The following is an 11,902-nucleotide window of genomic DNA, read 5'->3' on the forward strand; positions in this document are numbered from 1 at the left end:
CGGGGGCGTTCAGGCACTCCCCCCACCCCGCCCCCCCCGCCGGGGGGGCGGCGCGGCCCGCCCCGCCGCCCCCCCCCCCCCCCCCCCCCCCCCCCCCCCCCGGGGGGGCCCCGCGGCCGGGTCGCCGGCCAGGCTCAGCGCGCGGGCCGGCTGGCCCGCGTCCCCGCCGAGCGGGATGTCGCGGTGGGTGACCACCGACAGGTTGCCGTCGAGCCGCCACAGCCGTACGGTCCGGCCTGCCGCTGCGGCCACGGTCCAGCCGTCCGCGGCCCGCACCGCGGCCACCGCCGTCACCGTGGATCCGTCGTGGCCGAGCTCCACGGCCGGCAGGGCGGCCGGGGCCCCCTGCTTCGGCCGGGAGATCCGTATCCGGTCGTGCCAGGCCCGGCACAGCAGCGGCGGACCGTCCGGCGCGGCGGCCAGGGCGAGGACCGGGCGCTCGTTGCTCGGCCGGCGCTGCGTCCCGTAGCCGGCCTCCAGCGCGGGGACCACGTCCACCACCCGGATGTACGGGCCGTCGGCGACCGCGAGCAGTCCCTGTCCGTCCGGTTCGAACGCCATGGCACCCTCCCGGGGGGCGTTCAGAACGAGCGTGGCCTCGCGTCCGGACCGGCCGACGGACCAGATCCGGACGGCCACCTCCTCGTATCCGGCGAGCAGCGTCTCGTCGCCGTACCGTCCGAAGGCCAGGCCGCGCGCGTTCGACGGGTACGTCCCCGCCTTCTCCACGACCGGCGGGCCGGACACGGCCTCGCACCGCCAGACGTACACCGCCGTCCCGTCGGCCACGGCGAGGAAGCCCTCCGTGGGCGAGACCGCGAACGCCGCCGCGTCCAGCGCCGGTGCCGCCAGGGTCACACCGGGATCGGTCCGGGACGCGCGCAGTCCGCCGTCACCGTTGCGGGCGCGGTCCACCTCGAACAGCTCCACCCTCGCGTCCCCCGCCGCCAGGACGAACATCCGCGGACCCAGCGTGAGGGCCGCGAGCTGCCGGACGTCCGCCGGACGGACCTCCTTCAGCCGCACGTCCAGGTGCGTGCCGCTCTCCCAGAACCACACCCACACCCGGTCGCCGTCCGCCGCCAGGGCCGCACGCCCGCCGTCCAGCTCGGCCACCGACAGGGCGCGCACCGTGCCGCCCCACGCGTACTCCTGATCGGGCGTCCGGGAGCTCCCGCGCCAGAAGTACACGGCCTGATCGTCGTGGGCGACGGTGGCCCAGCCGGCTCCCGCTCCCACTTCTCGTACGGCGCTCAGCGGGCGTCCGCGCTCCCCGCCGGTCCGGGGCAGCCGGCGGGTCAGCAGCCGGGCGCCCGAGCGCGGGTGCAGGACGTGGATCTCCCCCAGTCCGCCGGCGGTCAGGGTGTCCGTGCGGGTCAGCCCCACCGTCCCGGTCCCGGCGCGCCAGCTCAGCGCCCGCGCACCGCCCGAAGGGGCCGCGCGCCGCCACTCCGGGGGGTCCGGCGGGACGTCGGTCCAGTACTCCTGCCAGGGCAGGAAGCCTTCGGTGCGCCGGAGCGTCCGGTACGTCCCGTCGCGGTGGCTGACGAAGGCGGTGGCGCTGAGCAGGGCCTTGCGCTCCAGGAGGACGGACGGCGGCAGCGGGCCGGAGACGCGGGGGAAGGCGTTCGCGACCCTGCCGTACAAGGCGGCGCCGTCGCAGTCCCGGGCCAGGCCCGCCGCGAGCGGCAGCATGACATCGGGGTTCGTGCGCAGGAGGAATCCCACGTCCTCGAAGAGCTCCCGCAGGGCGTCCGGCCCCACCTGGGCGGCGTGGGCGCCCAGGTATTCGAGCGTGTACTCGTCGGCACCCGCCCAGTCGCCGCCGGCCCGGGCGCGCAGCACGTCCAGCACCTTGCGGTGCGCCTCCCGCGCGGGCAGTCCGGCGCCGGAGAGGAAGAACGCGCCGTAACTCGGATGGGCCAGCTGATAGCGGATCCGCCCGGCCGTGCGCCGCGCGCCGTCCTTCTGGGTGGCGACGATGCCGCCGTCGGCACTGCGGCACACCTGGCGCAGATCCTCCGGCGTGAGCTCCGGTGAGCCGGTGTCGCGCAGCCCGTTGGCGAGCGTCAGCCAGGCCGCGTCCGGAGTCAACCCCGGGCCCTGGATCACCGCGAGGGCCCGCAGCACCTCGTGGGCGCGCCGTGCGCCGGGCTGCTCGCTCAGGTGGCGCGTCTCCTCCGCCAGGCGGGTGCGCAGGTCCATGCCGCCGTCACGGGCCGACGCCAGCAGTTCGGCGTCGGCGGCGACCGTGGTCCGCCGGGCGAGTCCGGTCGCGACCAGGCGCGCCAGCAGGAACGAGCCGCCGCTCTGCGCCGCGACGAGCTCCGCCGTCCACTCGCGGTCCTCCCGCCGCGCCTCACCCCGGTACGGGGAACGCCCGGTGTCCAGGACGGACAGCATCATGCCGGTGATGCTCGCGCGTGCCTCGTCGTCGTCCCCGAGGACCACGGGTTCGACACTGAGCTCCAGGGTGTCCAGGAGCGACTCCTCCTCCGCGGGCGCGGTGTTGCGCCTGCGGGGCTGGGTCCTGGTACCGACGATCACCCGCACACCGGGCGTGTTCGCCAGGGGTCCCAGGACGTGCCGGGCGATCGCGTACGCCTGGTCCGGGAGTGCCTCGTCGAGCGCGTCGAACACCAGGTTCACCGAACCCGCCCGGGTGACCAGCTCCCTGAACGCGTCGGTGAACCTCTCCGACGTCACCGGCTCGTGCGGCAGCGGCGGCGCCCCGTCGATGTCCGCCAGCACCTCCCGGAGATGCGCGGCCAGCGAGTGGGCGGACTGCCCCCGGCAGCTCAGCGCCGCGTGCACGGTCCCCGCCCGGGGCAGCGTCGCGGGGTCGAGGTCCTGGCCGAGGGTCTCCCGCCAGCTCGGCAGGGAGGTGAGCGCCAGCCGGCCGAGCAGCGCCGTCTTCCCCGTGCCCGCCAGGCCCGTCACCGCGAGCAGACCCTTCGGGTGGGTGTCCATCCAGCGCACGATGCGGCTCAGCGCGTCCCGTCGGCCTGCGAAGTGCCGGCTCAGATGACTGTCGTCCTCGAGACCGAACTGCTCCGCCTCGATCCAGGGCTTCCGGCGCGAGAGCACGGCCGGCGTGTACACGGGCGGGTCGGACTGGCGGAAGTGGGGGTTGTCGAGGAAGTCGTTGGGGAGTGCCCGGACCTCGCGGCAGTCCGGTCGCTGCGCGGGTTCGTCGAGGCCGTCGTCCGCGGCCCGCGCGTCCACGGCGCGGCAGAGATAGGGCAGCGGCAGATACAGCGCGGACGGCTCGAACGGGCGGGCCTGGTCGTCCGCCACGAAGTCCGGCTTCGCCAGGGCCTCTTCCAGCCATGTCACCCAGCGTCCCGCCGGCACCTGCGCGTCCGCCCCCGACGTGCCGATGACGGCGAACCCCTTCCGCCGGCTCTCCCGTGCCCGGGTCACCGAGGGGTGCCGCTCCAGGTCGACGGCGTGCCGTACGGCCTCGCCCAGGGAGTTGTAGCTCTGCGAGGAGCAGGCGTCGATGATCAGCAGGGTGTCCGACTCGTACTCCGGCCGCAGCAGCGTTCCGACCAGCTCGACGAGGGAGACGGCCCGGGCGGGGTCGAACGTTCCCGACTGCCAGGAGTCGGCGCAGGCGAGGAAGTAGCCCTCGTCGCCGCGCTGGACGCCGTGCCCCGTCCAGTAGAGGGTCTTCCTTCGGGCCCCGTCGGCCAGGAACTCCTGCAGTCCGGACCACAGTTGCTGCCGGGTCGCTCCACCCCTGTCGACCTGGAGGGTCTCCCCGAACCCCAGCCCCTCCCGCATCGTCTCCGTGAAGCGGTCGCGGATCTCGGCCAGTTGCGGGCGGCGCAGCCTCCGCCGCTCCTCCGGGTCCGGATGGAGGTACTCCGGTACGGCGACGGTGCCCACCAGGGAGGAGGATCGCCGCTCGGCCTTCAGTAAGGACAGCCGCCCGTCCGAGCTGTTTCGTACCATGAGACCGGCAGCACCCCCCCGAGTGTCCATCACGGCTTGTTCAACAGTGGAGTTGGCGATGCGCGACAGGTTCACGGTAGTCGGCCGGGCGACGGGCTGTCATCTCTTCGAGGGTGACGGGACCCGGCCCATCGACGAGGAGAACGTCCACGTCAAGCACACGTCGAAGCGGGTGCAGTTCCCCGAGGAGATCGCCGCCTGGCGGCGGTCCATCGAGGCGGAGGAGGAGCGCAAGGAGGCCGGCGGTCTGCCGCACCGGTGGAACAACGCGCGTTTCGCGGTCGAACGGGTCGTGGTCACCCGTACGCATCTGTCCGAGGAGCCCGTGGTGTCGCTCGCCCTGCGGGACGCCGACTACTTCGACTTCCTCACCACCTCGCTGAACCTGGACAGCCGGCCGCAGCGCAACGGCCTCACGCTGCGCCAGCAGTACCTGGACGGCAGGGACCCGGTCGACGCGCCCTCCTGGATGAGCTGCAGCTTCGGCGTCAACGTGGCCCTGGAGACCGGCAGGGACGGCAAGATGCTGTTCTCCCGGCGCAGCGCCCAGGTCGCCGGGCCGAACAGCGCGCGGTGGAACTCCTCCGCCAACGAGGGCCTGGCCAGGCAGCACGACCTGCCCCCGGACGGCAGCCCGATCAGTCTGCACGCGGTGGCGCGCCGCGCCCTCTTCGAGGAGCTCGCCGTGCACGACGGGGACGAGGTCCGGGTGGAGCTGCTCGGGTTCGGGCTCGACCTCGTCAACCACCAGTGGGCGGCGTTCTTCCGCGCGGTGGCACCCGAGCTCGACGAGCCGGAGCTGCGTCTGCGCTGGACGCGCGGCGTCACCGACAAATGGGAGCACGACCGGTTCGCGTTCGTGGACGCGGATCCGGAGGCGGTGCTCGGCTTCCTCGCGGACGAGCCGGAGGAGCGGTGGACGCCCTGCGCGCCGGCCCTCTTCTACCTCGCCCTGGTACGCGGGGCAGTGGAGCGCGCCGGCGGTGACCCGGCCGGCCGGGTCACGGTGGAGCGCGCCGAGCGGAAGGTCATGTCGGACCGCGGTCTGTGAGCGGGGAGAACGCGACGGATCGGTACGGGAAGGGTCGGCACAGGGCGGGTCGGTACAGAACGGGTCGGTACTGGACGGGTCGGGACGCGGCCCTGTTCAGGCCACGGCGAGCAGGGTCACGAGCACCGTCGTGAGCACCCCGGTGACCAGCAGGGCGGGGGTGCCGGGGGCGGGGGCCCGGAGACGCGGGGCGGAGGCCGGGTCCCCGGCGGCGGCGCGGGCGCGGGCCAGTGCGGCGGCCGGCGGGTCCTGGGGCAGGTCGACCAGCCAGGGGCGGCGGGGGTCGTGGCGCACGAGGGCCGCGCGGTGGACACGGACGTCCTGGAGGTCGAGGGGGTGCTCGACCTCGATCCGGTACGGGGCGCCCCGCTCGGGCCGGACGGTCAGGTCGAAGACGAAGGCGGTCCCCCGGGTCCCGAGGGCGTTCAGGAGGGCCGGCGCGTGGGCGGCCCGCCTGGCGGGGACGGGGCCCCCGGCCACCCCGGGGCGGTGGCCCAGCCGTGCCCGGCCGAGGGCGACGAGCAGGGCCACGGTCCCGTTGAGGCCCAGCATCATGATCCAGCGCGGCCCGTCGAGGGCGCCGAGGACGAACCCGGTGGCGGCGAGGGTTCCCGGGACGGCGGCGAGCAGGGTGGCCGGTGCGACGAGCAGGCGCAGCAGAGCGGGGAGCGCGGGGCGGCCCCGCGGGTGCGGGCTCTCCCGGTCCTCGTCCCGGTCCTCTTCCCGGTTCTCGTCCCGGTTCTCGTCCCGGTCCTCTGCGGGCCCGCGGCCGACCGCCCGGACCGCGCCCGTCAGGACGAGAGCGACGCCGAGCGCGGCGAGGCCGTACGCGGCGAGGAGCGCGTGGTCGTCCTCCCGGCGGACGAGGAGCCCGAAGGCGGCGAGGAGCGCGGCGAGACCCGCGCCGCCGACGCCCAGGCGGGGGGCGGCGAACACGGTGGCGAGGACCGCCGAGACCACCGCGAAGGGGATCGCCGGGCCCGCGAGGTCGTTCGTGCCGCAGCCCTCGGAGTCGCAGTCCCAGCGCACGCCGGAGTTCTCGGTGGCGTACACGTGGAAGAGGTACCAGGTCTGCCAGAACAGCAGGACGGCCGCCGCGGCCCAGGGCCAGGACGTCCGTCCGTACGCGCGCGTGGTCATGGGCCCGACCGTAGCCGCCGGGGCGGGCGGTACGGGAGGGGACCGGGCGCCGCGTCCGATTCGTACAAGACCGGCCGTGGCCCCCGTGCCTACCGTGCGGTCATGGACACAGCACCGCGCATCACTCCCCGTTTCGACCTCGTCGGCCTCGTCGTCTCCGACATGGCCGCCTCGCTCGCCTTCTACCGGCGCCTCGGTCTGGACGTCCCGGCCGGGGCCGAGTCCGCCCCGCACGTGGAGGCGGCCCTGCCCGGCGGGCTGCGGATCGCCTGGGACACGGAGGACGTCGTCCGCTCCTTCGACCCCGGGTGGACGCGCCCGTCGGGCGGGAACCGGGTCGAGCTCGCCTTCCGCTGCGGTACGCCGGAGGAGGTGGACGCCGTGTACGAGGAGCTGGTCGCCGCCGGGCACCGGGGGCATCTGAAGCCCTGGGACGCCGTGTGGGGGCAGCGCTACGCGGTGGTCCTCGACCCGGACGGCAGCGGGGTGTCGCTGTTCGCCGACACTCCCGCCGAGAGCGCGTAGGCGCCGAGGGTCGTGCCGGCCAGGGCCCGGGTCTCGCGGGCGAGGTGGGCCTGGTCGGCGCAGCCCGAGCGCAGGGCGGCCTCCGCGTACGGCACCCCGGCCCGGACCAGGGCGAGCGCGCGCTGGAGGCGCAGCACGCGGGCGAGGGTCTTGGGGCCGTAGCCGAAGGCGTCCAGCGAGCGCCGGTGCAGCCGGCGGACGCCGAGCCCGACCTCCTCGGCCGTGTCGGCGACCGTCCGCCCGGCCGCGAGACGGGCCACGACCGCCCGCAGCTGCGGGTCGGGCGCGCGCACGTCGCCGGCCCTGCGCAGGACGAGCTCCTCCAGGGCCGCGGCCGGGTCGGGCGCGTCCGTGATCCGCTCGCCGAGCCGCCGCGCCTGCGCCCCGTCCCACAGCGCGCCGAGGGGGACGCGCCGGTCGCGGAGCTCGTGGGCGGGGACGCCGAAGAAGCGGGGGGCGTCCCCGGGGGCGAAGCGGACGCCCGCGTACCGTGCGGCGAACTCTGCGGGCACGTACGCGCGCGTGTCGGGTCCGGCGACGAGGAGGTGGCCGTCGGCCCAGATCAGGTCCATGCAGCCGTCGGGCAGCACGGACCGCCGCTCCGCGGGTCCGGCGACCGCGGTCCGGGTCCACAGCACGGCTCCGTCGAGCAGGGCGGGGCGCTCCGCGTACATCCTTCGAGCCTACGCGGGGACAGCGAGGCCCTACGCGGGGAGAGGAGGCCCTTGTCCGAGGAGAGGAAGGCCCTGCGCGAGGAGAGGGAGGCCCTGTCCTCGGAGAGGGGCCCCAGCCGTACGCGGGGAGCGTGAGCTCAGTCCTTCTCCCAGCCGGAGTGGAGCCGGGACTTCACGTCGTCGGGCGGGAGGAACCTCGACCAGCGCTCGGGGAACTCGGACGGCATGTCCGGGTCGTCCTCGTCGACGTCCTCCGCCTCGGCGCGCACCCGGGCGACGAGCTCGGCGGCCTGGACGGCACGGGCCCGCTCGTTGGCCTCGCGGGCGGCGGCGGTGGCGACGGACGGCCAGACGCGGTCGATCGCGGCGTTGACCGCGGCCCCGACGAGGACCGCGAAGGCGGAGATGCCGATCCAGAGGAGGACCGCGATGGGGGCGGCGAGGGAGCCGTAGATGGTGGGTCCCTCGACCTGGCTGGTCAGGTAGATCCGCAGCAGGAAGCTGCCGAGGACCCACATCCCGAGCGCGACGAGGGCGCCGGGGATGTCCTCGATCCACGGCGATCTGACGGGCACGGACACGTGGTAGAGCGTGGTGAGGAAGGCGATGGAGAGCAGGATGACGGCCGGCCAGTAGAGGACGGCGACCACCTCGGTGCCCCAGGGGACGAGTTCGACGACGCGGTCGGGGCCGACGACCGCGAGCGGCAGGACGACGGCGCCGAGGAGCAGCGCCACGACGTAGAGCAGCAGGGCGAGGAGCCGGGTCTTGACGATGCCGCGGTGCCCGTCGAGTCCGTACATGACGGTGATGGTGTCGATGAAGACGTTCACCGCGCGCGACCCCGACCAGAGGGCGATGGCGAAGCCGAGCGAGATCAGGTCGGGACGCTTCCCCTGGGTGATGTCGTCGAGGAGGGGTTCGGCGATCTCGTGGACGCCCCGGTCGGAGAGGACCGTGCCGGCCGCGTGGAGGATGTTCTCCTGGATGCTGGCGACGGTGTCGGTGTTGGTCCAGTCGTCGGCGTAGCCGAGGACGGCGATCAGGCCGAGCAGCAGGGGCGGCAGGGACAGCAGGGTGAAGAACGCGGCCTCGGCGGCGAGCCCGAGGATCCGGTACTCGATGCACGAGTTGACGGTGTCCTTGAGGAGCAGCCAGACCATCTTCCGCTTCGAGACGTTGCGGTAGAGGACGCGCGCGCGGTGGAGCCTGCTCCAGGGCCGACGCTCGGGCCGATCGGGTGTTTCTCTTGCTGCCTGCACCTGCTTACCGTATCGGCATGGCAGCGAGCACCCACACCGTGACCAACCAGGCTCCGCCCCTGGTGGGGTACGACGTCTTCACGAGCGACCCGGCGCTGGCGGAGGCGGTCGAACGGCACCTCGCTCCTGACCTCCTCGCGGAGGCGCGCGAGGAGCTCGCGCTGCTCGGGCGGGCGTCCGGTTCGGCGCAGGTCCGGGAGTGGGGTGAGCAGGCGAACGCGCATCCGCCCCGGCTGCGGACCCATGACCGGTACGGGCACCGGATCGACGAGGTCGAGTTCCATCCGGCCTGGCACCGGCTCCTCGGGCGGTCCGTGTCCGCCGGGCTCACGGACGCGTGGGGCCGTCCGGGGGGTCATGTGCGGCGCGCCGCCGGGTTCCTGGTGGCCTCGCAGGCGGAGGCGGGGCACGGCTGTCCGGTGTCGATGACGCACGCCGCCGTGCCCGCGCTGCGCGCCGAGCCGGAGCTCGCGGAGGTCTGGGAGCCGGCGGCCCTCTCCCACGTGTACGAGCGGGAGCTCCGGCCGGTCGCGGAGAAGCCCGGGGCGCTGCTGGGCATGGCGATGACGGAGAAGCAGGGCGGCAGCGACGTCCGGTCGAACACGACGGAGGCCCGCCCCCTCGCGGCCGACGGCGAGTTCGTCCTGACGGGTCACAAGTGGTTCTGTTCGGCGCCGATGTCGGACGCCTTCCTGGTCCTCGCGCAGGCCCCGGCGGGTCTGACGTGCTTCCTGGTGCCGCGGGTGCTCGCGGACGGCTCGCGCAACGCCTTCGCGATCCAGCGGCTCAAGGACAAGCTGGGCAACCGGTCGAACGCCTCCGCGGAGGTGGAGTTCGACGGCACGACCTGGGCGCGCCGCGTCGGCGAGGAGGGGCGCGGGCTCCGGACGATCATGGGCATGGTGGCGGCGACCCGGCTCGACTGCGTGCTCGGTTCGGCGGCGCTGATGCGGCAGGCGGTGGCACAGGCCGTGCACCACGCCTCGTACCGCTCGGCCTTCGGCGGTCCGCTCGTCGACAAGCCCCTGATGCGGAACGTGCTGGCCGATCTCGCCGTGGAGTCGGAGGCGTCGACGGTCCTCGCGATGCGGCTGGCGGCGGCGTACGACGCCGGCACCCCGGAGGAGTCGGCCCTGCTCCGCATCGCCGTTCCGGCGGCGAAGTACTGGGTGACGAAGCGGTGTGTGCCGGTGGTGGCCGAGGCGCTCGAATGCCTGGGCGGCAACGGGTACGTGGAGGAGTCGGGGATGCCCCGGCTGCTGCGGGAGTCGCCGCTCAACTCGGTCTGGGAGGGCTCGGGGAACGTGCAGGCGCTGGACGTGGTGCGGGTGCTGCGGACCGAGCCCGCCGCGCTCGACGCGCTGCTCCGGGAGGTGGGCGCGGCCCGGGGCGCCGATCACCGGCTCGACCGGGCGATCCGGGCCCTGCTCGTCGAACTCGCGGACCTGGAGGGGGTCGAGGCGCGGGCCCGGCGGCTGGCGGAGCGGATCGCTCTGGTGCTCCAGGGCTCGCTGCTGGTGCGGTGGGCTCCGCCGGAGGTGGCCGACGCGTTCTGCGCGGCGCGGCTCGGCGGGGACGGCGGCGCGGCGTTCGGGACCCTGCCGCACACGCTGGACCTGCGGGCGCTGGTGGAGCGGGCGCGCGTCGGGGTCTGAGCCGGCGGCCGGTCCGGCGCGGGGGCGGTGTGCACCGCGGTGAGGCTGAGCCGCGCGTACCAGGGGTGGGCCTGAGGGGTGTTCGTGTCGGTCAGGCCGGTACGCGCGGAAAAGCGGGGGTGGTGCTGCGCCGACACGGCACCACCCGCCGCTCGCACCACCCTCGTGCAGGGGGCGGCCGTTCGCCAGAGTTGCAAAGGGTTGCAGGATTACCCGAACCGGGCCTCGCCGGGCGGTCCCGGACGGCACGATGGGCACCGACACTCCGGACATCTGCCCTGTGCAGAACCGATTCAGCACCCCGGGTGGCTGGGAGAGACCGATGAAGAACACGCAGCTCGACATGAAGCGGCTGGCCGCCATGGACGCCGCTCAGGCCACCCGGCTGCTGCACCGGGTGCGCGAGGAGACCCTGGCGGGCCGCCGGCCCCCGATCGCGCCCCGCCCGGTGATCGACGCGTCCTGGCAGCGGATGGCCCGGCTCGGCCTCGACCCGGACCAGGGCACGAGCACCGTGCTGCTCCGGCGCGACGAGCTGGAGCAGCGGCGCCGGACCACGCTGCTCGCCGAGGTGATGCAGACGCTGAGCGGCGGGCTCGCCGGCATCGCCGACGCCTCGCTCCAGATCATGGTGGTCACCGACGAGTACGGCCGGGTGCTGTGGCGTCAGGGAAACCTCGCCGTGCTGCGACAGGCGAGCTCCATCTGCCTGGAGGAGGGCGCGGCCTGGACCGAGCACGCCACCGGGACCAACGCGGTCGGCACGGCGCTCGCCATGGGCCGGGCCGTGCAGGTGCACTCCGCCGAGCACTACGTGCAGGCCCTGCACAACTGGACCTGCGCCGCCGCTCCCGTGCACGATCCGCGCGACCAGCGGCTCCTGGGCATCCTCGACGTGAGCGGTCCCGCGTCCAGCTTCCATCCGGCGATGCTGGCGCTGGTCGGCTCGGTGGCGCAGCTCGCCGAGGCCGAGATGCGGGAGCGGCACCGCCGATCCGTCGAGCGGCTGCGGGCGGTGGCCGCGCCCATCCTGTGCCGGGTGGGCGGCCGGGCCGTCGCGGTGGACGCGCACGGCTGGACGGCGGCCGTGACCGGACTCGCGCCGGTGGACCGGATCGTGCTGCCCAAGTCCTTCCGGGCCGGGCGGGTCTGGCTGCCCTCGCTGGGCGTGTGCGCGGTGGAGCCCCTGCCGGGCGGCTGGCTGCTGCGGGTCGAGGAGGAGGCACGGCCCGAGGAGCCGGGCGCGCAGGAGCCGAGCCGGGTGGTCCTGGACCTGAGCCGGCCGCGCCGCTGGACGGTCGCCGTCTCGGGGGTGGCGGGCAGCTGGCAGCAGGAGCTCAGCCCGCGGCACGCGGAGCTCCTCTACGTCCTGGCGCTGCACCCCGACGGACGGACGGCCGCGGAGCTGGCGGACGACGTGTTCGGGGACCGTACGAGGACGGTGACCGTACGGGCGGAGATGTCCCGGGTGCGGCGGAACCTGGCGGGGGTCCTGGCCCACCGCCCGTACCGCTTCCGCGAGGAGGTGGCGGTGGAGGTCCTGCGCCCGGACCGCCCGGAGGACCTGCTGCCGCACTCCACCGCCCCCGCGGTCCGCGCCGGGCACCCCGCCTGAGCGGCGGGGCGCGCCCGGACGAC

General features: G+C 74.9%; 8 protein-coding genes. 4 read left to right on the plus strand and 4 right to left on the minus strand.

Annotated elements, in window-relative coordinates; genetic code table 11:
• Positions 1-9 precede the first annotated feature (9 nt).
• The gene (locus tag ACFV2S_RS06815) at positions 10-3,957 is read right to left on the minus strand and encodes a peptidase C14 caspase catalytic subunit p20 (protein WP_385554907.1); all 3,948 of its coding nucleotides are present in this window, start codon (positions 3,955-3,957) and stop codon (positions 10-12) included.
• A gap of 58 nt (positions 3,958-4,015) precedes the next feature.
• Here ACFV2S_RS06815 and ACFV2S_RS06820 point away from each other — a divergent pair, with 58 nt between their 5' ends.
• On the plus strand, positions 4,016-5,008 hold the full coding sequence (locus ACFV2S_RS06820) for a translation initiation factor 2 (RefSeq protein WP_385554909.1): 993 nt from the start codon (positions 4,016-4,018) through the stop codon (positions 5,006-5,008).
• A gap of 96 nt (positions 5,009-5,104) precedes the next feature.
• On the opposite strand, the gene ACFV2S_RS06825 is transcribed toward ACFV2S_RS06820, so the two are convergent.
• On the minus strand, positions 5,105-6,148 hold the full coding sequence (locus tag ACFV2S_RS06825) for a hypothetical protein (RefSeq protein WP_385554910.1): 1,044 nt from the start codon (positions 6,146-6,148) through the stop codon (positions 5,105-5,107).
• A gap of 102 nt (positions 6,149-6,250) precedes the next feature.
• Between ACFV2S_RS06825 and ACFV2S_RS06830 the strand changes: the two genes are divergently transcribed.
• Positions 6,251-6,673: a VOC family protein gene (locus ACFV2S_RS06830; protein ID WP_385554912.1), complete on the plus strand. Its 423-nt coding sequence runs from the start codon at positions 6,251-6,253 to the stop codon at positions 6,671-6,673.
• Here ACFV2S_RS06830 and ACFV2S_RS06835 read toward each other — a convergent pair.
• Together ACFV2S_RS06835 and ACFV2S_RS06840 are read right to left on the minus strand one after the other, a co-directional pair.
• Complete coding sequence (locus ACFV2S_RS06835; protein WP_385554914.1) at positions 6,601-7,347, minus strand: DUF6597 domain-containing transcriptional factor; 747 nt, start codon at positions 7,345-7,347, stop codon at positions 6,601-6,603. The two genes, ACFV2S_RS06830 and ACFV2S_RS06835, sit on opposite strands and share 73 nt — an antisense overlap.
• Before the next feature lie 137 nt (positions 7,348-7,484).
• A complete protein-coding gene (locus ACFV2S_RS06840; RefSeq protein WP_385554916.1) occupies positions 7,485-8,609 on the minus strand; it encodes a YihY/virulence factor BrkB family protein in 1,125 nt (374 codons plus the stop codon).
• Positions 8,610-8,626: 17 nt separating this feature from the next.
• On the opposite strand from ACFV2S_RS06840, the gene ACFV2S_RS06845 reads away from it, so the two are divergent.
• Both ACFV2S_RS06845 and ACFV2S_RS06850 read left to right on the plus strand, forming a co-directional pair.
• A complete protein-coding gene (locus ACFV2S_RS06845; protein WP_385554918.1) occupies positions 8,627-10,264 on the plus strand; it encodes an acyl-CoA dehydrogenase family protein in 1,638 nt (545 codons plus the stop codon).
• Positions 10,265-10,586: 322 nt separating this feature from the next.
• On the plus strand, positions 10,587-11,879 hold the full coding sequence (locus tag ACFV2S_RS06850) for a GAF domain-containing protein (RefSeq protein WP_385554920.1): 1,293 nt from the start codon (positions 10,587-10,589) through the stop codon (positions 11,877-11,879).
• The last annotated feature ends 23 nt before the right edge of the window (positions 11,880-11,902 follow it).

The sequence above is a fragment of the Streptomyces sp. NPDC059695 genome, from assembly GCF_042733785.1.
Lineage (GTDB): Bacteria > Actinomycetota > Actinomycetes > Streptomycetales > Streptomycetaceae > Streptomyces.